General features: G+C 44.6%; 19 protein-coding genes and 1 pseudogene. 12 read left to right on the top strand and 8 right to left on the bottom strand.

Features of this window, described 5'->3' with window-relative positions; genetic code table 11:
- Positions 1-26: 26 nt before the first annotated feature.
- The 3 genes from AC0IYG_RS19070 to AC0IYG_RS19060 are packed head-to-tail and all read left to right on the top strand — an operon-like array spanning position 27 to position 1,232.
- Positions 27-476 (top strand): TapB family protein, encoded by a 450-nt coding sequence (locus tag AC0IYG_RS19070; RefSeq protein ID WP_471712679.1) that lies wholly within the window; start codon positions 27-29, stop codon positions 474-476.
- On the top strand, positions 473-754 hold the full coding sequence (locus AC0IYG_RS19065; RefSeq protein WP_471712678.1) for a hypothetical protein: 282 nt from the start codon (positions 473-475) through the stop codon (positions 752-754). The genes AC0IYG_RS19070 and AC0IYG_RS19065 overlap by 4 nt, the downstream gene beginning before the upstream one ends.
- On the top strand, positions 735-1,232 hold the full coding sequence (locus tag AC0IYG_RS19060) for a hypothetical protein (protein WP_471712677.1): 498 nt from the start codon (positions 735-737) through the stop codon (positions 1,230-1,232). The genes AC0IYG_RS19065 and AC0IYG_RS19060 overlap by 20 nt, the downstream gene beginning before the upstream one ends.
- Before the next feature lie 75 nt (positions 1,233-1,307).
- Here the strand turns inward: AC0IYG_RS19060 and AC0IYG_RS19055 are convergent, their stop codons facing one another.
- From AC0IYG_RS19055 to AC0IYG_RS19045, 3 genes are all read right to left on the bottom strand, one after another.
- Positions 1,308-1,898, bottom strand: a complete 591-nt coding sequence (locus tag AC0IYG_RS19055; RefSeq protein WP_471712676.1) for a carboxymuconolactone decarboxylase family protein — start codon at positions 1,896-1,898, stop codon at positions 1,308-1,310.
- 12 nt (positions 1,899-1,910) lie between these two features.
- Positions 1,911-2,462, bottom strand: coding sequence for a peroxiredoxin (locus tag AC0IYG_RS19050; RefSeq protein ID WP_471712675.1), 552 nt, complete (start codon positions 2,460-2,462; stop codon positions 1,911-1,913).
- Positions 2,463-2,680: 218 nt separating this feature from the next.
- A complete protein-coding gene (locus tag AC0IYG_RS19045) occupies positions 2,681-3,985 on the bottom strand; it encodes a UDP-N-acetylmuramoyl-tripeptide--D-alanyl-D-alanine ligase (protein WP_471712674.1) in 1,305 nt (434 codons plus the stop codon).
- A gap of 115 nt (positions 3,986-4,100) precedes the next feature.
- Between AC0IYG_RS19045 and AC0IYG_RS19040 the strand changes: the two genes are divergently transcribed.
- The 6 genes from AC0IYG_RS19040 to AC0IYG_RS19015 all read left to right on the top strand — a co-directional run bounded on the left by AC0IYG_RS19040 (position 4,101) and on the right by AC0IYG_RS19015 (position 10,240).
- The gene (locus AC0IYG_RS19040) at positions 4,101-6,161 is read left to right on the top strand and encodes an FG-GAP repeat domain-containing protein (RefSeq protein ID WP_471712673.1); all 2,061 of its coding nucleotides are present in this window, start codon (positions 4,101-4,103) and stop codon (positions 6,159-6,161) included.
- The gene (locus tag AC0IYG_RS19035; protein ID WP_471712672.1) at positions 6,127-6,351 is read left to right on the top strand and encodes a T9SS type A sorting domain-containing protein; all 225 of its coding nucleotides are present in this window, start codon (positions 6,127-6,129) and stop codon (positions 6,349-6,351) included. The genes AC0IYG_RS19040 and AC0IYG_RS19035 overlap by 35 nt, the downstream gene beginning before the upstream one ends.
- Before the next feature lie 49 nt (positions 6,352-6,400).
- Complete coding sequence (rhaT, locus tag AC0IYG_RS19030) at positions 6,401-7,483, top strand: L-rhamnose/proton symporter RhaT (RefSeq protein ID WP_471712671.1); 1,083 nt, start codon at positions 6,401-6,403, stop codon at positions 7,481-7,483.
- A 697-nt stretch (positions 7,484-8,180) separates the two neighbouring features.
- Positions 8,181-9,392: an FG-GAP repeat domain-containing protein gene (locus AC0IYG_RS19025; protein ID WP_471712670.1), complete on the top strand. Its 1,212-nt coding sequence runs from the start codon at positions 8,181-8,183 to the stop codon at positions 9,390-9,392.
- Position 9,393: 1 nt separating this feature from the next.
- A complete protein-coding gene (locus AC0IYG_RS19020; RefSeq protein ID WP_471712669.1) occupies positions 9,394-9,855 on the top strand; it encodes a sugar phosphate isomerase/epimerase family protein in 462 nt (153 codons plus the stop codon).
- Positions 9,776-10,240 carry a TIM barrel protein gene (locus tag AC0IYG_RS19015; RefSeq protein ID WP_471712668.1) on the top strand — a complete coding sequence of 155 codons (465 nt, stop codon included), beginning with the start codon at positions 9,776-9,778 and terminating at the stop codon, positions 10,238-10,240. Before AC0IYG_RS19020 ends, AC0IYG_RS19015 begins: the two co-directional genes overlap by 80 nt.
- Positions 10,241-10,323: 83 nt before the next feature.
- On the opposite strand, the gene AC0IYG_RS19010 is transcribed toward AC0IYG_RS19015, so the two are convergent.
- From AC0IYG_RS19010 to AC0IYG_RS18995, 4 genes and pseudogenes are all read right to left on the bottom strand, one after another.
- Complete coding sequence (locus tag AC0IYG_RS19010) at positions 10,324-13,248, bottom strand: TonB-dependent receptor (protein ID WP_471712667.1); 2,925 nt, start codon at positions 13,246-13,248, stop codon at positions 10,324-10,326.
- Positions 13,249-13,584: 336 nt separating this feature from the next.
- Complete coding sequence (locus tag AC0IYG_RS19005; protein WP_471712666.1) at positions 13,585-14,742, bottom strand: hypothetical protein; 1,158 nt, start codon at positions 14,740-14,742, stop codon at positions 13,585-13,587.
- 155 nt (positions 14,743-14,897) lie between these two features.
- Positions 14,898-16,425, bottom strand: a pseudogene (locus AC0IYG_RS19000) (malate:quinone oxidoreductase).
- A gap of 234 nt (positions 16,426-16,659) precedes the next feature.
- Entirely contained in the window at positions 16,660-17,244 is a 585-nt protein-coding gene (locus tag AC0IYG_RS18995; protein WP_471712665.1) for a hypothetical protein, read from the bottom strand.
- 267 nt (positions 17,245-17,511) lie between these two features.
- Here AC0IYG_RS18995 and porU2 (AC0IYG_RS18990) point away from each other — a divergent pair, with 267 nt between their 5' ends.
- The 3 genes from porU2 (AC0IYG_RS18990) to porU2 (AC0IYG_RS18980) all read left to right on the top strand — a co-directional run bounded on the left by porU2 (AC0IYG_RS18990) (position 17,512) and on the right by porU2 (AC0IYG_RS18980) (position 23,844).
- Positions 17,512-20,478 (top strand): putative type IX secretion system sortase PorU2, encoded by a 2,967-nt coding sequence (gene porU2 / locus AC0IYG_RS18990; RefSeq protein WP_471712664.1) that lies wholly within the window; start codon positions 17,512-17,514, stop codon positions 20,476-20,478.
- A gap of 134 nt (positions 20,479-20,612) precedes the next feature.
- Positions 20,613-21,287, top strand: a complete 675-nt coding sequence (locus AC0IYG_RS18985; RefSeq protein WP_471712663.1) for a hypothetical protein — start codon at positions 20,613-20,615, stop codon at positions 21,285-21,287.
- Complete coding sequence (porU2, locus tag AC0IYG_RS18980) at positions 21,205-23,844, top strand: putative type IX secretion system sortase PorU2 (RefSeq protein ID WP_471712662.1); 2,640 nt, start codon at positions 21,205-21,207, stop codon at positions 23,842-23,844. The genes AC0IYG_RS18985 and porU2 (AC0IYG_RS18980) overlap by 83 nt, the downstream gene beginning before the upstream one ends.
- A gap of 38 nt (positions 23,845-23,882) precedes the next feature.
- Here porU2 (AC0IYG_RS18980) and AC0IYG_RS18975 read toward each other — a convergent pair whose 3' ends face one another.
- Positions 23,883-25,784, bottom strand: a complete 1,902-nt coding sequence (locus tag AC0IYG_RS18975) for an asparagine synthase-related protein (protein WP_471712661.1) — start codon at positions 25,782-25,784, stop codon at positions 23,883-23,885.
- Positions 25,785-25,841 lie beyond the last annotated feature (57 nt).

The following is a 25,841-nucleotide window of genomic DNA, read 5'->3' as shown; positions in this document are numbered from 1 at the left end:
TAATTTATCCCGAAGGATTGAATTCAATGACAGCATATGTTCGCGAATTTGCAGTAATAGAGGATTACAGCTTAACTGGCTTTCCTCAACAGCAGATTTTTGAAAACAAAGGAACAGTCGATAGCAAGTTGACTTTCAGCAAAGAACCCGTGCGCATGAAGCTGAAGCCGCTCATCCCGATCGAAGAGGACGATAACATTGAAGCCAATCTGGAATGTAAAGTGACTTACCTGGAAGGGAAAGTAACAAAACAGGAAGCGATCACAACCCCCGCAGGAACGTTCAATTGCAGCAAATGGGTGTATGATTATGAAATGTATACCAAACTATCTGGTGATAGCATTCCCGACGAAGTAAGCGAAGTGGTTTACACAGTTGAACTTTGGACGGCTCCCGGCGTCGGCATTGTGAAAAGCATCGAAGCATCCGGCAAAGACAAAACAACCACCGAACTGCAAAAAATTTCCAAGCAATGAGCCGCACATTACGCGCATTTCAATGTGCCATTATGCTGTTGATTGCAGTTTCCTGCAAGGATACAGACGGGCCCGTGCCGGACGGAGCGGGTGCCCAGGATGGATACGCAACCGGCAAAGTGACCAACACGGATGGATCGCCGCTTTCAGGGGTTGAAGTCGTCATTGACAACACCATGATCCACACGGTCGTACTCGATTGGGAATTCAGACGCGAATGGAAACTACAAAATCCAGCTGCCGAAAGTCGGCACATTTATGGCTTCGGCGCACATTAAGAAGCGATATAATGGCAAGGAATATGAGTTTGACCTGCATCCGGATGTGTATGAAGCATTCAGTATTGACGGCGCCGTCAGAAATTTTCAGTGGAAGCTGACCGGCAGGCGGCCGGTTGATGCACAGGGATATTACGGTGTAACCATCGAGGTCAACAAAGCGATTCTTAGCAGCATTTATGATTCAGAAAACATTGAATTTACGCTTGTTCCAGTGGGTAACCTGATCGATGGCTCAAAAGGAAAAACGCTTAAAATGAAACATGGAGCACCTTTTACGGATGATTATGGTAAGCTGGTCGACATTCCGCTGGGCAGATATAAAATGACAGCTTACTACAAAGGTGAAGCGGGAGAGGGTCCTTTAAAACTTCGGAAGCATTTTTCAGAAGACGAATATGAAGAGGAATTAACGATCGACTTCGAGCCATCCACAATGTGGGGAGACAACATTGCTTTTGTCAGCTATTCAGAGTAAAAGTACGGAGTAAAGAGTAGGTAGTTCAAAATGTCCAGGCCAAACGCATTGCTGCATTTGGACCTGGATAGTTTTTTAAATCAAAACGTTAAAGCTTTTGAATATTGCGCCAACGCGGACCGCGTCAAAAATACGCGCCTGGGTTCCGCCGTGGTTCAAAACCGATTGCTCGTGTGATGTAACACACATTTCGCAGCCGTTCAATGCTGAAACCACAAGACTTAATAATTCAAAAAACTCTTTGCCCAAAACCGGATTAACCATGATGCTCATTTTAATTCCGGCAGGTGCATTATCATAAAATTCCTTGTGCATGAAATGCCTGAAACGATAAAAAACGTTGTTGGCATTCATCAGAGAAACACAAGCTGTAACTTCTGCAATCTCCTTTTCGTCGGCACCTTCATTAGCCGCAAGCTCCTCCAATGCAGTGATCAATGCTGCATTTTTCTCGTTCACTGCTACGGAAAGCGCAATCAAAAGCGCCTCTTTGCGGTTCAATGTCTGCGATTTTAACACGTTACCCACATTGATTTTCAAATCTTTGAGATAACGGTGATCAAGCGCTGCCAATTTATTAATCAGCACACTTTCAAACTCCGCAGGCAAATTTACTTCCTTATAAAGGGAATCTTTGGTGTTCCCTGTTGCTGCAAATGGATACATTTCTGGTGTGGATTAAGCTAATGTTGCTTCTCCTTTTACCCAGTTGCAAGGGCAAAGTTCGTCAGTTTGCAAAGCATCCAAAACGCGGATAACTTCTCCAACATTACGGCCAACAGAAAGGTCGTTAACGCTAACCCAACGAATAATTCCTTGTGGATCAACGATGTATGTTACACGGTAAGCAATTTTTTCATTTGCTTCAAGAATTCCAAGCTCTTCTGCAAGTGACTTAGAAGTGTCAGCCAGCATTGGGAATTGCAGGTCACGAAGGTCGTCGTGGTTTTTTCTCCAAGCAAGGTGAACAAATTCGCTGTCAGTAGAAGCACCGATCAGCATTGTGTCGCGGTCAGCGAAATCTTCAACGTGCTTTCCGAACTCAGCAATTTCAGTTGGGCAAACGAATGTGAAATCCTTTGGCCACCAGAACATTACCATCCACTTATCAGCATTCTTGTGATCTTCTGAGGTAATATCGTAGAATTCGTTTCCTTTTTCAAGAGAAACTACGGATGTTTTTTTGAACTGAGGGAAAGTCGATCCCACAGAAAGGATTCTATTTGACATGATTGTGCGTTGGTTATTAATTTGTACTTTTTTGTGTTACAAAACTACAATCGCAGTCCTCACGAGGCAACTTTCCGCCTGGTATTATCCAGGGAAAGTGTTGTTCTAATCAAATGAATTTGTTTTTATTTATAAGTTCTGCTTATTTATAAATTTCGTCAATAATGTTATAGATTCGGCCGATATAATTATAGTAATAATTACTTAACTTATACTCCTCATTCTGGCATCAGGTTTAGCACTGTTTCCAATGCCATTCCCCTCGAACCTTTGATCAGAATGTATGTATTTTCTTGCGGGTTGTCCATAACCCAATTATGAAGTGAAAACTTGTCTGGAAAGTAATATGCTTTTGGCAATGCGGGCAACGCATGCTGCATGAGGCTGCCTGCCAGAATGACGATATCAAACTTGTGTTCGGCGATTTGTTCGCCAAGCAACAAATGTTCTTCCGCCGCGGCGTCTCCCAGCTCGAACATGTCGCCGAGAATCACCATTTTCCTCGGTGCTTCAATTCTAGCAAAGTTGGCAATGGCTGCCGACATGGACGATGGATTCGCATTATATGCATCCATAATCACCGTGTTGCTTCCTTTTTTGACGATTTGAGAGCGGTTGTTATCAGGCTTGTAATTGGCCACGGCCTCATTCGCATCATTGTCTTCAATGCCAAAATGTTTTCCGATGGCCAGCGCTGCGCACATGTTATCAAAGTTATAACCTCCCGGAAGCTGCGTAACGACTGTTTTTCCATTGTTTTGGTAAACGACCACAGGACTTACCTGAACCAATTCCGGATTAACAGGACTGTTTTCAGAACCATAGAACACGATCTCACCAAAAGCACGGCGCTTGCTAACCATTTCCATGATCACGTCGTGTCTGCTGTTCACGAAAACGGTGCCTTTTTTCTTTGAAAGAAAATCAAGCAGTTCGCCTTTTCCCTTCTTAATGCCCTCTATTCCGCCGAAACCTTCCAAATGTGCCTTTCCAATGTTCGTGATCAGGCCGTGCGTGGGCAATGCGATGGTGCATAGCAGCGCGATTTCCTGCTGATGGTTTGCGCCCATTTCTACAACCGCCATTTCATGTTTTGACGGATCAATGGACAAAAGCGTCAGCGGCACGCCAATGTGGTTATTGAGGTTTCCTTTGGTTGCATAGGTGTTGAATTTCATCGATAACACTTTTGCAATCAGCTCCTTGGTCGTCGTTTTACCATTCGAGCCGGTTAATGCGATCACTGGAAAAGGGAATGTTTTGCGGTGATGTCTGGCAAGATCCTGCAATGCTTCGAGCACATTTTCAACCAACAAAAACCGCTCACTTTTCACGAGTTGCTCATCATCCACAACGGCATAGGCAGCGCCTTTGGTCAATGCCTCTGCGGCATATTGATTGCCGTCAAAATTGTCGCCTTTTAAAGCAAAAAACAGACATCCATCGCTGATTTTGCGCGTATCCGTGCATATGGCGGCGCCATTTTGGAAATGTTGATAGAGCGTTTCGGTTGAAGTATACATGAAATGTGCAATCGTTATAAAGTTATAAGCGCTTATTTCGTTAGGTTTAAAACGTAATAGCAAGCCCGCGCGGCGTCCGCATGAACCTGCAAAATTAATAGATTATTCCTCAACGATGCGACCGAAATTTACCTCCTTTTTCTTCCTGATTTTTTGTTTACTATTTATCTCAAAAGCGTTTTCGCAAACCTCTTGGTTTAAGCTTGATACACTCACTAATGTTACTTCCAAAGGTGTAAAACTGGCCAATCCCTGGGCTGGGGGCCTTAATGCGCCTCAATTTTTGAAAATGCATCTGAACAATGATGCCGACGAAGACCTGGTTGTTTACGACCGCACGAATAGCAAGATCACCACTTTTCTGGCTGGTCCGGATCCGGTTAATGCGGGCAAAAGGACATTCATTCACGCACCTTATTATGAATCCATTTTTCCAAAAGCCGACAACTGGATGATTTTAGCGGATTATGATGGCGATGGAAATAAAGATCTTTTTACAAGCACTTCGCTGGGAATCAGCGTTTATAAGCAGCTAAAAACGGGACAATCCTGGTCCTGGAAATTGATGCAGGAAGTGATTTATACCAAAGGTTTTTCAGGAAATATCAATTTGCAGGTTTCTGGAACGGACATTCCAGGCATTGGGGATGTGGATGACGACGGCGATCTGGACTTGCTGTTGTTTGATTTTTCCGGGAATTACATTGAGCTGCACCAGAATCTGAGTAAGGAAAAGTTTGGTGTTGCAGATAGTTTGGGCAACGCCAAAGATCCCGTTTTTCAGCGTAATGGCGATTGCTGGGGAAATTTTCATAAAGGAACGAATGAAGGTTTTGAGTTCGGGTTGGACTGCGGCGTTCAGGATCTTTCAGGTGGTCGCGTTATGCATGCGGGGAACTCTATCTTATTGCAGGATTTGAATGGCGATGGGAAAAAGGATCTGCTGGTTGGCCACGTTAGCAACACGCACATTTCTTTTTTAACCAATTCAGCATCGGGTTTGATCGGAAATTTTAATGCTTTTACCAACACTTATCCAGCTGTCGATCCGGTGCAGATGCACATTTTTCCTGCCGCGTTTATGGAGGACGTTGATTTTGATGGTGTGAAAGATTTGCTTGTTGCACCCAGCATTGCTTCCAATGATGGAAATTTGACTGATTTCAAATCCTCCGGATGGCTGTATCATAATGCTGGAACAACCATTAAGCCTGATTTTAAACTTAGTAAAAAGAATTTTTTGCAAGATCAAATGCTGGACGTCGGCGAAAATGCGGCTCCTTCATTTTTTGATATCGACGGTGATGGTGATCTGGATATGCTCATCGGGACTGGCGGAATTGCAGGTCAGGGCGGATTTAAAGGCGGTTTTTGGCTTTTGAAAAACAATGGGACCAATGCTGCACCGGATTTTGTAGTGGAATCTGAGAATTATCTCAATCTGGCGTCTGCATTTGCGGTGTATAATATCAAGCCGCAATGGGCAGATTTCAATGGCGATGGCACCATTGACCTCGGTTTTGCATCAACATCAACTTCTACATTAAGACTGGAATATCGTTACATTCCCAATAAAGCGCAGCCAGGTGCAGCGGCGCAACTTAATCTTGCCGATGCCGTGGTTATCACATTGCCCACGGAATCACAGACGGGTGATTCGCCACATTTTTATGATGCAGACAATGACGGAGATTTGGATTTACTGGTCGGCAAGACGCAGGGCAACATTTATTATTATTCCAACACCGGAACTAGCAAGCAGTTTACATTCAAACTTGAAACGGATGCCTTTGCGGGTGTCGGGATCAGTTTTGAGGGCCGCTCGCCGCAAGTGGCAGTCGCTGATTTCGATCTCGACGGCCGCCCAGACCTGATTACTGCGGACCATACCGGGAACATTCGCATTTTTCATGGTGCCGATTGGGGCAAGTGGACGGCGCGTGAGCAATTGTTGGTTGAACAAACTGGCAAAGCCGCATCGCCTTCTTTTGGAAACTATCTGGCGGTTGCTGCGGGCGATTATAATGGTGATAAAAAGCCGGACCTGGCCTTGGGAAGCAATGCTGGCGGGCTGAGATTGCTGACTAACGTTTTGCCGGTGACGATAACAGGAAATGAGCCATCCGCCGAGGTTGTTGTCAATGTTTTTCCAAATCCTGCGGCCGACTTTCTTTAAAATCTCATCCTCTCGAAATGGCTCTTTTGATGTGCTTACTCCGGGTGGAAAATCGTTTGTTCGCAATGAGCCCGTGCGAGCGGGCATTGAAAAGGAAATTTCTACTGCAAACTGGCCTGCGGGATTGTATTTGATTGAATTTAAAACGGGCAACAGCCGCATTGTCAAAAAAGTGATGGTTGCCGAGTAAGGGAGTAGAACACCATTTAACCGTCCTTACATGATAAAATCCATCATTCATGCAAGCTCTTCTTGGTGTAATTTTCCATTTTATCGGCGGTTTTGCTTCCGGCAGTTTTTACATTCCATACAAGCGGGTCAAAGGCTGGGCCTGGGAGTCTTACTGGATCGTCGGCGGACTTTTTTCCTGGTTTATCGTTCCACCGCTTGCTGCATTTCTGACCATTCCCAATTATACGGACATCATTGCCAACACCAATGGCGGCATTCTCTTTCTGACTTACTTTTTTGGCGTTTTATGGGGGATAGGGGGGCTTACTTATGGACTGGGCGTCCGTTATCTGGGTGTCTCGCTGGGAAGCTCCATTATTTTAGGCCTTAGCTCTGTTCTGGGTGCGCTTATTCCTTCTATATTTTATCAATTTAATCCGAAACCTGGAAAAGACACCATTTCTGACCTTTTTACAAATGCCTGGGGTCAAACTGTGTTGCTAGGACTGCTGGTCTGCCTTATCGGGATTGTTATTTGTGGAAAAGCGGGTGCTATGAAAGATAGCGAACGTAAAAAAAGTGGTTTTATCGAAGGGGATAATGTGGAGTTTAAGCTTGGTTTAGGGTTGACCGTTTCCATCATTTCCGGTGTGCTGAGCGCTTGCTTTGCTTTTGGAATTGATGCAGGAAAAGTTATGGCTGAACAGGCAAATGCAGTTTGGAAAGCCGCTAATCCGGGTGAGGGTGAGTTTTTATTTCAAAATAATGTGACCTATGTGGTCATTCTCCTCGGTGGACTGACAACAAACTTTTTCTGGTGCATGATCCTGAATGCGCGTAACAAAACCTTTGGCGACTATACCAATTCCAGCACGCCGCTGCTATCCAATTATATTTTCTCTGCACTCGCCGGGACAACCTGGTTTCTGCAATTTTTCTTCTACGGAATGGGCGAAAGCAAGCTCGGCAACGGCCCCAGTTCCTGGATCCTTCACATGGCATTCATCATTCTCGTCGCCAATTCCTGGGGCTTAATTCTCAAAGAATGGAACGCAGTAAGCCGTAAAACCATCATTACGATCCTTTCGGGGATTATGGTCATTATCCTTTCTGTGCTGATTGTGGGGTATGGTAACTATTTGAGGGAGTAGATTTTTAGCAGCGCTGAGTGCCGTTAGGCACGGTCGATTTCCCCGGGCCGGGTTTTAACCTGGCTTGAAAGGTGTGGTTTTTTTTGGGGGGAGTGTGTTTTCTTTCTCCGGAATGAATTCCGGAGTTAGTAAATCGGTCATGCCTGACGGCATTTTTTTCGACGAGTGCCGTCAGGCACGGCTGATATGCTCGGGCCAGGTTTCAACCTGGCCTGGAAGGAAGAGATGTCCTTTTTTAACTTGGGAGCGGAGCAGGTTCTTTTTTGGGGCGCTTTTTTCTCCGGAATGAATTCCGGAGTTAGTAAATCGGTCATGCCTGACGGCATTTTTTTCGACGAGTGCCGTCAGGCACGGCTGATATACTCGGGCCAGGTTTCAACCTGGCCTGGAAGGATAAAAGTATCCGAATTTAATGCTGGCGAGAGTAGCGGGTTCCTTTTTAGTGTGTTTTTCTCCGGAATGAATTCCGGAGTTAGCATATCACCCATGCCTGACGGCATTCTTCTCGGAGGAGTGCCATCAGGCACGGCTGATATCCTAAGGCCAGGTTTTAACCTGGCCTGGAAGTAAAGAATCCAGCGTTAACTTAGCGAAAGAACCAGTTTTTTAACGTTTTTCTCCTAAGGAAATCTAACCTGCAAAGCAGTAAAATCAGCCCCCTTTCCTTTTTAATATACAGATACTAAATCCTTGATAAATGATGATGATTGCGAAACATTTGAAATGGCTTTGTCTGATCCACGTTTTTCTGATTTCGGCGGCTGCTTCTCAGGCTCAAACCAAGGCAAAAGCGAAAAAAGGAGGAGCCATAACATTCAAAAAGCAGGAGCTGACCAAACGATTCATTTCGGAAGGGGCCGCAATGGGTGATGTAAATAAGGATGGCAAAAAAGACATTCTTGCAGGAGCTTATTGGTTTGAAGCACCTAGTTGGAAAGCGCACGAACTCGCTAAGCCCGATACATTTGTGGTCAATGGCAGTTACAGCGATTCATTTCTGGATTTTGCGATGGACGTCAATCAAGATGGCTGGATCGATCTGATCCGGATTGACTGGCCTGGAAAGGCAGCTTTTTGGCACGAAAACCCACAAGGAAAACCCGGTTACTGGCCAACACATCAAATACATTCGTCAGTCGGAAATGAGTCGCCGATGCTCGTGGATATGGATGGCGACGGCCGGTTAGACTTGCTATGCAACGACCCAACTGCCAAAAAAGTGATCTGGCTGCGCGCTCCTTCGAGAAAGGGAGACACAGCATGGGAAAAATTCACAATCAGCAATGATGAAAAGGTAGCCACGCACATGTACACGCACGGCATTGGCTATGGCGACATTAATGGCGATGGCCGGAAAGACGTTGTGGTCAGAAGTGGCTGGTGGGAAGGGCCGGAAGGCGGGCCCGCGAAACAGCCGAAAGATGCTGACTGGAAATTTCATCCCGCTGATCTTGGCAAAGATTGTTCTCAAATGTATGTGATGGATCTTAACGGAGATGGACTAAGCGATGTTTTAAGTGCTTCTGCGCACGATTACGGCATTTGGTGGCATGAGCAAGGCAAGGACGATCAAGGCAATCAGACTTGGCGGCACCACAACATTGACAAGTCATTTTCACAAACCCACGGCGTCGCTTTGGCGGACATTAACGGTGACGGAAACATGGATTTAGTTACTGGAAAACGATATTTTGCGCACCACGGAAACGATCCGGGTGAGTTTGAGCCAGCAGTAATTTATTGGTATGAATTCAAGCCGGGCAAAGTCCCGACCTGGACAAGGCACGAGATTGATAATGATTCGGGTGCAGGTTTGCATGTCACCGTTGAGGATGTCAACAACGACGGACTGATGGACATTGTAACCGGAAATAAAAAAGGAGTTCGCGTTTTTACACAGAGCCGCTAGTATGAAATTTGGCATTAACACGTATCTTTTCTCGTCACCATTTACGAATGAAAGCGTCTCGTTCTTTCCGAAGTTTAAGGAATGGGGATTCGATTTTGTGGAAATCGCAGTTGAAGAACCTTCGAACATTGATGCTGCATTTATAAGAAAAGCACTGGATGAGAGTGGTCTGGAATGTCGCTCAGTTTGTGCTGCAACCGGTCCGGGCCGCGATCTTAGGGGCAACCGGAAAGAACAGGTCACTTCGCTTGAATATGTGCAGACATTGATTGACATTGCACCGATTCTGGGCAGTCAGCTCGTTGCCGGCCCGATCTATTCGTCAGTTGGACGTGCTAACCTGGTTCCGGAAAGAGAAGAAAGAAAAGCAGTGGAAAACGGTCGTGAAAAACCTCAGAATCCTGGCAAATTATGCAGGCGAGCGGGGTGTAAAACTGGCATTAGAGCCGCTAAACCGATATGAAACGGACCTAATCAACACTTGCGATCAGGCACTGCAATTGATTGCGGACGTTGGAAGCGATGCATTAATGGTTCACCTCGACGCATTTCATATGAATCTGGAAGAAAAAGATCCAGCGCTTGCTATCAAAAAAGCGGGCGATAAGCTAGGTTTACTGCATGCATCGGGCAGCGACAGAGGCACACCAGGAGGGGATCAGATCAACTGGGACCGCATTTTTGCTGCTTTGGACAACATTAATTATCAAGGTGACATTGTAATTGAATCTTTCACGCCTGATGTGAAAGTCATCGCGAAAGCCGCTTCCATATGGCGCCAGATTGAACCTTCAAAAGAAGCAATTGCTGTCGATGGACTGAGTTTTCTTAGATCGCTGGCGTTCTGAAAGCATTTTTAAAGGATATAAAAAAAACTCCTGCATTGTTCAACATCGCGTTGTAACATGCAGGAGTTTTTGTTTTTCGAACCTTAGTTTAACAATCCATCAAATGTAAGGGCTGCGTAATACAGGCCGCCTAATGTCGGTCCGCCTGCGTATTGAATGTAGTTTCTGTTAAAAATATTGCTTCCTCCGACCTTAATGCTCGCTTTGATCTGAGGCACTTTGTAAGTAACCTGCGCGTCAAATGTGTGGATCGCAGGAACGGCACCATTCACCAGCGGGCTTTCCCAAAGGAATTCCTGTTGCCATCTGTAAACAACGCTGAAACCAAGATTTTTCACGATCTGGCGGTTGCCAAACTGAACATTAGCCGTCCATTCCGGTGTGTTGAAACCCGTCACGAATATGTCAGTTGTTGCGTTAGTTTTGATCTTGTTAAAGCTTGTGTTACCCGAAACCGTGTAGTTTTTGTAAAAATTATAAGTTAGTCCGAGCGACGAGCCGTAATTGCGATATTTGTTTTTTGCATTGGTATAAACCCGGTAACGGTCCTGGCCTGCATCCCGATTAGCGTCCAGCATTGCTAACACCGCCGCGTCGCTTCCCACAGTTTGGCCTCTTGGCACATCCACCTGAACCTGACCTAGGAAACCGTCATATGTGTTGGTGTAAGCGTCCAGGTCAAAAACCAATGTATTATTCAAAAAAACGCTTTTATAGCCAAATTCATAAGAGTGAATTTGCTCCGGACGGCCCTCTTCCAATTGAGCCTTTACCAGCAAATTCCGGTTTGCCAAAGCGGCCTCATTGCGATTGGCGCCAGCCGCAACAGCCGCATTAACAGCTGCATTGAAGTTCACACCCGATGCACGCGTGTAACTGTTGTCGAGGTAACCAAGTCCTTCATTAATGTAAGACAAACTGCCTACACGCTTCACACGACCATTATTTACATAAGAAAGTGCTTCAAAAAGCCCGGGGAAGCGATAGCCCTGCTGATATGTTACGCGGAAGTTGTTGTTAACCGTCGGCGAGTAAACTGCTGCCAAACGTGGCGTCATTTTTGGGTCAAACTCAGGGTTGTAATCGTAACGCAGCGATCCGAACACTTTCAATTTATCCTTAAAAAACAATTTGGTCACCTGCGCAAATGCACCGATTTTCTTGTAATTGATCTTATCTCCGAAAGTGCCGTCTTCAAGCTGCTTGCCACGATCCGCGATGGGTCTTGAAAAATCTACAAATGTGTTTCCGTCCGGTGTAATCTGATAATCACGCGCATCACCGCCGATGAGCAAGTCAAAAACTTTTGTGTATTTAGAAAGATCCCACTGGCCTTCAATGTGATATAAATGGCTTTTTTGGATCAATGCTGCACCTCCCGAAACCGGCGCGTCAGGAATGGTCGATGATTTAATGTCCCAGTTGTTAATGCTGCGGATCAATGCTTTCTGATCGTCAAAGGCCTTTGTTCCTGGAACGGCCCGTTTTGCATCGGCAATTTCGCGAGCATATTGCGTTGCTGCGGCTAGGTTTGCATCTGTAAGTGCGCCTCCCTTTTGTTCCGCGTATGTGTTTAAGGCCGTTTTGTAAGCCGTGCCCCAGGTCGATCCGCTTCCGCCAGTTGACAAATCCATGTTGTCAGCCAACGGTTTTACATTAAATGAGTCACCCGAATCTTCAATCGACATATAAGCTCTTACAAGAAAATTACTTCCTTTCAGGTCAATTTTATGGTTTTGAACAATCACATTGTCAAGCTGGATCTTATTTCCACGTTGAAAAACACCATCCATTTTTCCTACGCGATAACTATAAGAAATCTCCGCCTGATCGCTCAATCGATAATGTAAAGCAGCGTCAAATTTCAGGTTGTCAACATTCGGACTAACCAAGTCCTTTTCCCAATATCCCGTACGCGCCACGTTCAATGTCTGATTTGCCTTGCCGTTGATCGTCAGTCCGCTCACCGAAACCGTGTTACTTCCTGCAAGCACATCGTCGCCATACTTGTTCCAGCCGTCAAATGCAACATTGTTAGCGCCGTTCAGCGCAGCATAATTAGGGTTCGCACTTTTCAGGTTATTCGGATTTTGGTCAAGGCGCGTGTCCGAAAGCCAGTCCGTTCCTTTCATATAGCCGAAATTGACCTTGAAAGCGAACTTGTTGTTAAATGCTTTGGCATAACGGATTGCAGTTTCAGTCAGAATGCTGGCATCACGACCTGTGCCGCCGACGTGGTTAACACCTGTTTTTTGGTAAACGCTCAGACCCTGGTAAAAGAAGGGGCTTTTGGTCAAAAGGTTCGACATTCCGTTGATTGCGTTGAGGCCGTAAAGTGCAGAGGCTGCGCCAGGCGTGATTTCAACACTTGCAATGTCAAGCTCAGTTGGCCCAATTGCGTTGCCCAAAGGGACACCCAAAGTTGCAGCCTGCATATCGATTCCGTCAGCCAGCTGCATGAAACGGTAATTACTTGGAATGTTAAAACCGCGTGTATTTGGTATTTTGAATGTTAGACTCGATGTTGTCATCTGAACGCCTTTCACGTTTTCCAGCGCATCATAAAACGACGGAGAAGGTGAGTCGCGGATCGCACGAATGTCGAGTTTAGCGATCGCAACGGGGGATTTCAGAATACTTTCTTCAACCCGAGAAGCTGTTACGACAATTTCCTGCGCAAGTTGTGTCTGCGTTACAAGCTCTACATTCAGGTCCGAACCGGGTCCTGTAACTTCAAATTCCTGAGTCTGAAAACCGACGCTGGAAATGATAAGTGAAAATGGATATTTTGCTTTGGAACGCAGCTTAAAACTGCCGTCCCCTTCGGTTGTGGTGCCCGTAACGGTTCCTTTGATCACCACGCTTACGCCCGGCAAAGCGCTTTTGTCTGTTTTGTCGACAATTTTCCCGGTGATTTCAATAAAATTGTTGCCTTGTCCGAAAGTGATGAGAGGAATAAAAAGCGAAATAAAGAGGGCAAGCTTCGCGGCTTGGTAGACGATTTTCATAAATGTAGAAATATGTAAAATGCTTTAATCTATGGGTTTAGTAGACAAATGTATACGTCTTTTCATTAAGCTCCAATTATTTAAGAAAAAGTGCTGGTTTTATTTTCCAAGAATCACGGTATTACACAATAAAAAAGTCCCGGATATGTTCCGGGACTAGGTTTGATAGGTATGCTTGGCTAATCGAGGGTCAACGAGGAATGTTGAAGTTATAAAAGCAAAACTTTATGTCGCTGTTGATAAGGTGCACTTATATTAGTATTGTGCTGATGTTATCCAATTAATTAATTCCGTTTTTTCGCAACGTGTGAATTACTTGAAATATCTTATTTGTTGTTACAACTTGAAAAGCAATCTACCACTAAAGAAAGAGTCCTTAAAAGCTGTGATCAGTGTTCCTGCTTGATTGAAATCTATTGGAGTTGTCATTTTTATCTCGACATGGAGTTGATCATCAGATACCAACTGAATATCTGTGGACATCGAAATCGATGAAAATATAAGGTTTGTTTCTCTTGATTCTGCAATTACGGAGGATACACCGTTTCTAGTCAAAACAAGCATCAAAGAGTGATCGTAAAATTCATGATCATTTCCGTTGCCAATTGAATTGTGGAATCCAATTTTGACATCAAAATGATAAATGCCGTCGACTGGGGCTATAAAAGTGCTATGAGGAGTAGCATTCACATCATTATAATTGTTATTCAAGTCGTAATTTTGCCCAGCAAACGCTATTTTAACTGGTATACCGTCGTCAGCGATAACATCACTTCCCCCTCCCTGCACCCCACTCGCCCGAAAAGCCACATTCCCAGAAATATTCTCCCAAGTAGCATTCCCATTTGCATCCGACATAAGCACTTTTCCATTTCCCGGAGATTGTCCTGGGCCTGCAATTGTGATTGGGCCACTTACTTCAAGCGCTTTGCCATTTTTATTTGCTGCTGATGCGAAAACGCCTGTTCCGGTCGAAGCGGCGTGTCCAACGATTCCTCTTCCCGATAATGTTGCACCTCTCAAACCAATTGCATTCGCTGCAAGGCCGCTTATTGCGACTGAATTTTCATTAGCATCCTGGTTATTGATAAGGAATAATGGACCGCTATGCGTAGATAATTGTGAAAACGGCAGCGACAAACTGGCGCCGCCGCCTACCATGCTCCATGATGGGTTAGCTGACGTTCCTGCATTATAGTAAAACCCTGATTTCCCTAAACCTGCATTCGTGTTGTAAACCAGCAGCGCCGTTGCTGGATTGGGAACTGTGGTGTTATCTGTTAGCGATTGGAGCGAAATGCGGGGGATGAGCAGACCTTTGTCGGTGCCTACAATTTCGAGTGCGGCGCTGGGGTCTGGTTGGGTTGTGTTGATGCCTACGTTTTGGGCGAAAGATGCCTGGCTGGCGAAAAGAAGCGCTGCTGAGAATGCGAGCTTTGATAATATGTGTTTTCTCATGATTTTGGTGGATAGTTCATAAATACTGTCGTCCAATATGGATGAGATTCTGTCTTATTGATCAAAGCGATGAGCATGCGGTCGCGGGCAATGAATATTCGGTACGTACACTGAAAAAGCCCTGGAATTTCTTCCAAGGCTTTTTGCTATAATTAATATAATGTCACCAAGTTGAAAGCGACAATAGTGTTTCAGGTTGTCAGCTCCTCCGAGTAGTGAGAAGCGCCGAGTTGCAGCACTTCTGTTGTCCATGCACGCGTTTTGGCGGCTAACTTTGCATCTTTGGCCAAAGATTTTCCGTAAGAAGGGATAATCTTTTTCAATTCGGCCTGCCATTCTTCTGACTTCGCTTCTTTAAAGCACTTATGGATCAGTTCGAGCATGATGGAAACCGATGTGGATGCGCCCGGAGATGCGCCTAGCAATGCTGCCAATGAGCCGTCCGCGGCAGTAACCATTTCAGTTCCGAATTCGAGCACGCCGCCTACTTTCTTATCTTTCTTAATCACTTGAACACGCTGTCCCGCAGTTTCAAGATCCCAGTCTTCCAGTTTCGCTTCTGGCAGATAATCTTTCAATGCTTCCAAACGGTCTTGCGGCGATTGTCTCACCTGATCGATCAGATATTTGGTCAAAGGAATGTTGTGAATTCCCGCTGCCAGCATCGGACGAATGTTATTGAGCTTAATCGACAATGGCAAATCCAGGAACGAACCGTTTTTCAAAAACTTAGTTGAAAAACCAGCATATGGTCCGAACAAGAGTGCTTTTTTGCCTTCAATCATGCGCGTGTCCAAGTGCGGAACAGACATCGGCGGAGAGCCTACAGAAGCTTTTCCGTAAACTTTTGCCTGATGCTTTTCAATGATTTCCTGGTTGTTGCATACGAGCCACTGACCGCTCACAGGGAAGCCGCCAAAGCCTTTTCCTTCCGGAATATCAGATTTTTCAAGCAGGGGCAATGAACCACCGCCTGCTCCGATGAATACAAATTTCGTTTGTACTTTGGTCGTTTTGCGGGTTGCACGGTCCTTCACTTCAACGACCCAGGAGCCGTCTTTTTTCTTCTCAAAATCATCCACTTCATGATTCAGATATAATGCAACGCCTTCCTGCTGTTCCAGATATTCAAACATGAACTTGGTAAGCGTCCCGAAGTTAACGTCCGTGCCCAGCTCCATTTTCGTGGCTGCCACCTTCTCGTCTGGGTTACGGCCTTGCATTACCACCGGAATCCAGTTGCTGATCTCGTTTTTGTCTTCGGTGAACTCCATCCCGTGAAACAGGTGATGTTTCGTCAGACCTTCGTAGCGCTTTTTGAGATATTCGACATTGTCATTTCCCCAAACAAAGCTCAAATGTGGAATGTTGTGGATAAATGCATCAGGCGATTCTATAATGCCATTTTCAACAAGGTAAGCCCAGAATTCCTTTGAAACTTCAAACGATTCTGCAATTTTGATCGCCTTCTTTGTTTCAACGGTTCCGTCTTCCAGTTGCGGTGTGTAGTTCAATTCACAGAAAGCGGAATGTCCCGTTCCTGCATTATTCCAAGGATCGGAGCTCTCAGCTGTAACTCTATCCAGTCTTTCGAAAATCGAGATCGTGATCGCGGGATTCGAGTTTTTTCAGCAAAACGCCCAACGTTGCACTCATGATACCGGCCCCAATCAAAACAACATCAGGGGAGATCGTTTTTGAAGATTTTTTGGTAATCATTGAAGAAAAAATGGTATGTTGAAGGGGTGTATTGCCCCGAATAGTACAATAAATTAATTGTTACAGTGTATACAACACCTTTCAACCCGAAAATAGTTTAATTTAAAAAATAAAAGTTATAGCGGGTTACAAGTTCTTGATTTGGGGCAATTAAAACTTGGAAGGTTTAAAAACGGCCACAAAAAAAGCTGACTACAAAAATGTAGCCAGCTCTCTTTTTCTAAAACTAATTTTTTACAAATCTGCTTTGATAAAATCAGATTCTTTCAAATTCAACGCCTTTACAACAGCATTATAATCTTTCCAATCGATCTCAGCACTTGTGCGTCTGAATGACTCGGTAGGAACAAGCACCACACGAATGGATTCGAACGTGCGGTCCGGTGCAGTCGGTTGATCTTCTGACCAGCTAACCGGTCTGATGTCTACGAAAAATGTTCTTCCGTTACGAAGCGATTGCTTGAAGTTGAATGTCGTAGATTTTCCAGCAGAAAACTCAACAACTCCTGGCAATGACCACCACCAGTTTTGGCTCTTCACATATACGAACACACCGCAAGTGCTAAGGAATGTTGTATCTGCCGGTGTCAGGTTACTGATACCAAATGTGTAACCGCCGCCGTCAGATTTTACAGCTGGGGTTGTAATAACGTGTGCACCCAATGCATCTTCACCAGCAACACCGGAGTCACCTTTCATACCAGCAGGTCCCGCTGGGCCCGCAGGTCCTGCCGGTCCAACATCACCTTTGTCTCCGTCGCAACCAAGCGATACTCCGATTATAGCTATCCAGGCGCAGAAAATTAGTTTTTTCATCATATTTAAAGTTGTTTAAGTTATTAGATTCGCGTTCGGGCAAATATAATCACGTTTTGGTCGTAACACGAAAAAATCATGCCCATAACATTTTAATCGTTGACTAATTAGAACTAGTATGACGAAGGAGTTAGCTGAAATCTGTAAAAATCTGAACCGAACTTGTTCGGCTTTCAAATAATTGTAAATTTGTTACACTAAATAAATGTTCAGTTTTATCGTTCACAACAAACAAAACAGATTCAGTTACACTATAATAACGGTTGGTATATGAGATTTAAAAATTCTACATTTCTTCTTAAACATGTCTTTTTTTACATTATCCTGCTTCAATTGGGAAGCAGTGCGTTTGCCCAAAAATGGAGCGGTGTAAATGGGAATGAGTGGTTGCAGGGCAAATATTCCCAGAAATGGGTGCGCATCGGTGTTAATGCAAAGGGCATTCATAAGGTTGCGATCAGTTCGCTGCCGGCCGAATTTCAGAGTGCTGATAAATCCAAGCTGCAGTTGTGGCATCGCGGCAATGAAGTAAGTCTGATCAAAGCGGATGCAAATGAGATCATTTTTTATGGTGTGCCCAATGACGGAGCTTCCGATGAGTTGCTTTACCGTTTGCCATCATCCAGAAAAAATCCTTATTTCAGCACATTCTCAAATGAAAGCGCTTATTTCCTGACCATAGGAACATCGAATGGCGCGCGCGCTGCGGTTGAAAATACGCCGGTCGACAATGCAATTGCAGCATTGGAATATCACGTGAGGACGGAGCTTCGCACTTATCAGAACGAATACACGCACACAACGCTTTATTCGCTGCGGCCTACAACATTGAACAGTTATTTTGAAGAGGGTAAAACGGGAACGGGAAGCCGGATGCCAATCGCAAACGCCTTGGGGACCACGCACACTTCGAACCCTAAGTCGATCAATTATACGAATTCATATGTTCCGGAGCCATTTAGTTTCAGCATTAAAAACGTTTATAACAATGCGGTGCCCAATGTAAAGATCTTGCTAAGCGGTCGTTACGGAAGCGCTCAGGCTGAAATTTTTGTAGGGAAAACCCCCGCCACTTTGCGTCCGGTTACAACCGCAGTAACTTCTGAATTTGCGCTGCTCGAAGTCAATTTTCCACTGACAACCGCAGATTATGATGCCAATGGCGGAATATTTGGTTTCAGAGCAACAGTCGCACAGAACTTCTTCTCGGTTTCCTACTTCACGATCACTTATGATCAAACCGTTAACATGCAAGGCCTTAACTCGTACGAGTTTAATTTCCCTGCTGTAAGTGCCGGTTCAAAATCCAGGATTGTTATTGGTTCTCCTGCTGCTTCCAGCCTTTTCTACGACATTTCAAAAGTCGATCAGCCGAGGGTTATCCAGGGAGCTGCTTCCGGCTTCATGGTGACGCGTGATGCTAATCCATTGAAATTGCTCGCTACTAATGAAACGACAGTGGTTGCTAATGGAAAGATTTCAACGGTTGAATTTACAGAAACAACGCCTGCCAATTTCGATTATCTGGTGGTCACTAATGAGGCGCTTTTCGGTGCAGCCAAGACATATGCAGACTATCGACAAAATGATTCCCCAGGCAAAGCATATAAGCCTTTGGTTAAGAAAATCAAAGACATATATAACGAATTCAACTATGGTGAGCCAAGTCCGGTTGCAATTCGTCGCTTTGTTGATTACATGATTTCGGATAACAATAAGGAGAAATACTTGCTGCTGATTGGAAAGTCAGTGACGCGTCCTGACAAAGTCGTTAAAGAGCTGAATGAAGAAGTGCCGACCATTGGATTCCCAGGCTCAGATATGCTTTTGGTGGACGGACTTAAAGGCACGCCGGAAGATGTTCCAACTATTCCAGTAGGCCGCATTTCAGCGATTACGCCAACGCATGTGACAGATTATCTTGCCAAAATCAAGACATATGAGTCTCAAAAAGATCTTTTATGGAGAAAGAATGTCATGCATATGAGCGGTGGTAAAGACCAGCTCGAAATTGATCAGTTCTCAGGTTATCTTTCCTCGATTGGAAATGCGGTTACAAATGCACCGTTTCAAGGAGTTATCGTGAAAAAAGTAAAGTCAATTCCCGAGGACGTTCAGGAACCAATCTCGATTGCCACGGAGCTTAACGGAGCCGGAGCTGTGAAGGGATTGGGAATGGTTAGTTATTTTGGTCATGGTTCCACATATCGGACCGACTTAAATGCTGGTTATGCGACAGATCCGGATAAAGGCTATAATAATGCCGGAAAATATCCCGTGTTGTTTTACAATGGCTGCGGTGTAGGAAATGTTTTCAGCGATCTTTTTGCAGAAACAGTTAACCAAAGTTCTTCAAGACCCATGTCTCTGGACTGGCTACTGGCACCGGGTAAAGGAGCGATCGTAGTTTTCGGAAATGACTGGGATGCTTATGCAAGTGTTTCCAACGAATATCTGGACCGCGTTTATCCTTTGATCTTTTCAAAAAACGATTCGCAGCGTGGAACAATCGGTCAGATATTGAGAGATGTTGCCGCTCAGACAAAAGCCGTCAAAGGTTACACTTACAATGCGCTGCAAAACGGCCGTGTTGCTGCTTATTATGATGCGGATCGTGCTAACATTCACCAGGTTTTGTTGCAAGGCGACCCTGCATTACGCATTCTGATCAACGAAGGTGCGCTTCCGGTTGATCTGGTTTCTTTTGATGCCAAGGTAAATGGTGTAGATAAAGTGGAAGTAACATGGAAAACGGCTTCTGAAAAAAATAACAGCCATTTCGTTGTTGAGAGAAGCTATAATGCAAGAAATTTCGAATCCATCGGCAGGGTAGAAGGCAAAGGCGATTCAAATACAGAATATGCTTACAGCTTTATCGATTCCAATCCATTGGACGGCACAAGTTATTATCGCTTAACGCAAGTTGATTTGGACGAAGTTGTTGGTGGCCAAACCAAACCGGGAATCAGCACAACATCATCAATCGTTTCTGTTAACAGAAATCACACAAGCACATTGTCCGTTTCGCCTAACCCGACAACCGACTTTGTTGACATCGATTTGAAAGCACCGGTGGCGATCAAATCCTGGAATCTGATCAATGCGAATGGAAAAGTGCTGCGCCGCAATGAGGCTGGAACGCGCGTGAATCTGCAGAATTTGTCTGCCGGTGAATATTTGATTGAAATCATCACGGTGAATGGTGACAAGTTTATCAAGAAGGTCATTAAATACTAAAAACCTTTTGTCAAAATCACATTAGAACTCACACTATAAATTGCTTTTTTCGATATGTATTGCAAAAAAAATTACCTCCTTCTTTTTTTGCTGTCATCCATATTGTTGTGTGGCCCCCTCAGCGCTTTTGCGCAGTGGGGCCTCCTTATAACAATAGCTGGATCACTTACGGCAAACCCTACGCAAAAATTGCTGTTGCCAAAAAGGGAATTCACAAAGTTCCTTTCGCTGCCCTTCCCACGGGTTTTCCAGTAAATGCGCCTGCTAAAATTCAAATGTGGCATCGCGGCAAGCAGGTTGCAATCATTAGTACAAGCAACAATGAAATCACTTTTTACGGTGTCCCGAATGACGGCGCTATTGATTCATTGCTTTTCAGGCCAATGAGTGGCAGGCTCAATCCTTATACGAGCATTTATTCAGACGAAAGTTCATATTTCCTTACAGTAGGAGACAGCAACGGGCTGCGGGCGCAGGTTGTTAATCAGGCTGCCGATGAGAATGTTAAACTAACAACTTCACACACTCAAACGGATGTAACTTCTTTCCGCAACGAATATTCATTAAGCACGCTCAGCTCGATCAGAGCAGAGTTTTTTAATAGTTTTTTTGAAAATGGCGCCAGTAAAACGGGCGTTACGGTGTTGGGTGGAAAAGTGACCAATTACAACTTTCAGCTGCTCAACAGAACCGCAGGCTCTTCCGCAAAAGCCGACCGTAAAGCTGATGATTCACGGACGCAGCAACAGCTCCCGGAATGTAGAAGTTTCGGTTGGAAAAACGGAACAATCGCTGCGGTTGGTACATAAAATTCCAAACACAAATTTCACAGCTTCGATTTACACTTTCCAATTGGAAGAGAGTGACCTGAATGCTGACGGCAAAGGGATTATTTCTCTTAAATCGGTTAGCACGGACACGAGAGATCGTTATTCACTGGCTTACTATACAATCACTTATCCTCAGAATTTAACATTAGGGGAAAACAAATCTTACACTTTCAATCTAAAAAGTGCAAGCACCGGATGGGCCCGTTTATCCATTGCTAATGTCGCAGCGGGAAGCGCCATTTACGACATTACCGATCGTGATGTTCCCAAAGTAATAACCGGTAAAAACAACAGCTTAATGATTCCTGCAAAAGCGGGCGTAGGCAGTGAATTATATGTGACAAATGAGACAGTTGCTATGGCAAAAACCAGCGTTACAGCAGTAGAATGGCAAAAGCCTGTGCCCAAGGACTATAATTATATCATTATCACCAGCGATAATCTTGCAGAAGGAGCGGCGGCATATGCGAAATACCGTGCGTCAAAGGAAGGTGGGAATCACAAAACTTTGGTAGCCAACATTAGGGACATTTATAATCAGTTCAATTTTGGTGAGCCAAGTCCGGTTGGGATCAGGCGTTTTGTGGATTATATGCTGTCCGATAACAATAAGGATAAGCACCTGTTTTTGATTGGAAAATCGATCGCCTTTAATGAGAGAATGATCAGAGAGTTGCCCAATGAAGTGCCTACAATTGGCTTTCCGGGATCTGATTTGTTGCTTGTGGAAGGGTTGGCAGGAAGTCCGCGCGAAACGCCTGCAATTCCAATTGGTCGCCTATCTGCGTTGACCAATCAGCATATTTACGATTATCTGGACAAGGTGAAGGAATTTGAGGCTGCGAGCGATAAGGATATGAGCTGGCAGAAGAACGTGCTTCACCTTAATGGTGGAAAATCTGCACAGGAAATCACACAATTGAAAAACATTCTTTCCGGCCTGGCACCTTTGGCGGAGAAAGGTTACACGGGTGCGGTTGTCAAGCCTTTTGTAAAACAGCAGGGAATTGGTGAAGTTGAATCCGTGAACATTACGCCGGAAATCAATGCAGGTGTGGGGTTATTAACCTATTTCGGCCACGGATCCACAACTGTGACGGACCTTGACATTGGTTACGTTACGGATGCAGCACGGGCGTATAGCAATCAGGGTAAATATCCATTAATGTATTTCAATGGTTGCGGAGTTGGAAATGTTTTCAGCGGAAGATTTAACCCAAGCCCTTCTGCTTCGGACCGTATCGCGCTTTCACTGGACTGGATTCTTGCACCAAAAAGAGGGACGGTGGCCATCATTGCGAACACTTTTGACACTTATGTCTCGTCTACAAGCAAATACCTGGAACAATTGTACACGGCGCTTTTTGTTGATAGCGAGACATCCAGATTATCCATTGGAAATGTGCAGAGAGAAGTGGCGAAGCGGATTTTTGCTACGGGTTACAGCGCGTTTGACATTGGTAATGTGCACCAGGCTTTGCTTCAGGGTGATCCGGCTTTGCATATGATCAGTGTAAGTTCTCCTGATTATTCTTTTAGAGCTAATGAAAGCATTCTGTTGTCTTCTGAATCGCCGTCCAAAACGATTCAGAACTCGACTACTTTGAAAACGGCATTGATTGTAAGGAATCAGGGAAGATATAATAAGGATGAGAAGGTCAGTCTGCAGGTTAAATACTTTTATGAGGATGGCAGCCAGACTACAAAGGTGGAAACGATCCAGGCCGTATCAAATCAGGATACGATCTACATTGTGAGCCCTAACAAGCAGAATTTGAAAAGAGTTGAAGCCAAAATCGATCCTGAAAATTTGCTTGTTGAATTGAGCAAGTCCAACAATTCAGCGGAATTGATTGTGGACTGGAATGTGGCCAAAGACCAGTTTCTTTATCCAGCTGAAACGATCAAAGACATTGTTCCACCGATTCTGGACGTGCTCGTTGACGGTCGCACAATTCAGAATGGAGAGAATGTTTCTCCAAGCCCAAAAATAAGCTTCGTGCTGTCCGACGATAGATTTATGCCAATGGACACAGCATTGCTGGAAATCTTCATCAAGTCTTGTGCTGACAATTCCTGTGATTTTGTCCGGTTAAATATGTCTGACGTTACATTGGAACAGCTATCGGATCGTTCATTTCAGGCCACATATGCTTCTGATTTAGGGCCTGGCGATTATGCAATCCTCGTTAATTCAAAAGATGCGCAGGGGGCGAGCAGTTTAAATGCTTTTCAAATGCAATTCAAAATTGACGCACCCGCAAATATTACAGTTGTGTCAAGTCCAAATCCTGCTACGAATTATGTACGCTTCCATGCGGAGGGTTATGACGCGCGTAACTTGCAGGCAATCACTTATACGATCTACGATTTAACAGGAAATGTTCGCGGCAAACATGATTTTACGCCGTCTGCGGCTGCAAATGATTGGTATTGGAAGCCTGAGACGTCTGGTTTGTATCTTTACAAAGCCGTCATCAGGCAGCAGGGAAATAGTGAAGTGACTGTGTCAGGGAAAATAGTTGTCGTGAAGTAATTTTCGGCTGATCAGGTTGCTCTCCAATCGTTGAAGTCCTATAACTTGACCTCAATGCCATTGGATTTCAGCCATTCAAACCAAGCCGCAAGCGCGACCGTTCTTGTGACGTGGAACAATGTCCGGTTATACATGTTGATATCCAAACCTTCCGTTTGCAAAAACCGCATTGTCTTTGAAAACGCATCCTTATCAATAATTTTCCAAACTTCATTGTCTTCCGTCAGCAGCTCGCGTGACTGCTCGTATAACCTCAATGTTGCCTCCTTTCCAAAAGAGCCGACGGTGGCTTTTTGATGTCGGATGCGCACCTGTTCAGGTAAAATTCCTTTCATTGCTTCGCGAAAATGAACACGCCCTTGTCCATCACCAAATTTCACAATGGCAGGAATGGATACACAGAGCTCAAACAAGCGTTTGTCGTAGAATGGCGAGCTGTTTTTGAACCCATAAAAGTTGGTAAGCGCGAACCGTTCTTCATTCAACGCAATAGAATGATGATTATAAACGTCCTCAAACCATTGTTGATATTCACCCGGCAAATTGCCGCGCAAAATGACCGAAAGCTTTTGAGCAACAGGTTTTTTGGGGAAAGTTGATGTTTGAAAATCTTTTCTAACCAGTGAAATTGGCTGAATAGAAGTGCTTTCAAGTTTCGCTTTCAATGCTTGCGCCGCACGCTTCATAAAATAACTTATCGAGAGGTTAAAGTGCGCGGTAAGCTCCTTATAAGTGTTGAAAGCGCTCATTAATCCGGTTCGTCGGATTTCTGCAGTGAGTCTGTTATAGATAAAATTCTGCTCGACAATTGACGCTTTTTCTTCAAAGCTTAAAGCATCCCAGTTCTTATATTGATGCGCAAGTGAAAAGTATTTGACCCGGCTGCGCAGCATTGCTTTTAACGTGCTGTAATCCTTCTGTTTGAATAACAAATCTTGCAATTCGAGTCCGCTGCCCACGATTGAATCGCCGTCACTTCCATTTAGCAGCAAATCACATTTCAGTTCTTTTGCAAGCTGCATAACCGCAGCCTCCGACGTTGGGGAAATCAATGATGCAATTGGACGTCCATATATGGCCGTATTTGTCCTGATAATCGCCAGGTCATCTGTTGGCTGAACCAGTTCGTAATGCACGGATCCAATGTCCTCAGCAACACTTCTTGCAAACAAATGATCATCGGTTTGGTAATCCCTGGTGCTGTAATAAAATGTGTTCAGTGGCCTTTCCGGATAAAGATTTTTTGCAAGCGCACTGATCGACGAAGAATCAAGTCCACCGCTCAGATGGGAGCCTAGCAAATGCGATGCGTCTTTTGTATTTCTATGAACCGACTCTTTCAACAACTCGCGGAATGCTTCTGCATATTCCGGCATGGATTTCAAATTTTTCCACGCATCAATGTTAAAATCTGTGAAAGAACTATATGCTTTTTTGTTTGGCGACAAATTCAAAAGTTGCCCGGGAAGCACAGATTTGATGTTTTCGTAAAATGTGTCCTCAGAATAATCAGTGGATTGGTCTACCCGGAAGGTTGTATAATTTATAATGCGATTGCGGTCAATGCTGAGATGTTGCTTAACCTGATCCATAAGCACCAGCGAAGCCAGGTTCGTGGAGAATGCGACAAACTGATCTGGAATGTGCATGTAGTAAATCGGGCAGAGTCCAAACAACTGGCGGGCCAGGAATAGTTGATTATCCGCAACGCTAAACCATATCCCGATATCAAGATCACCGTTTGATTGTTTCAGATGATCACTGAACTCAAAAAAAGAAGTCAAGCCTTTGGGAGTCGAACTACCCAATGACTTGACTTCTTTATCTTCTTTAACTCCAATCAGAACATTGAAAGGAATTTCCGATGACTTTGAAGAAAGTTTAATGTAACCATTGTTCCAAACAATTACGCTTTCCTCGACTTTTGAACTCGTAAACAAATGGAGAATAATAATTTATAACTCCCTCAATATCCACGGTCAAATGTGAATGCTACG

It is taken from the genome of Dyadobacter sp. AC419 (assembly GCF_979253085.1).
Note: the sequence above shows the minus strand (reverse complement) of the source record. Positions and strands in the feature narration are given on the sequence as shown.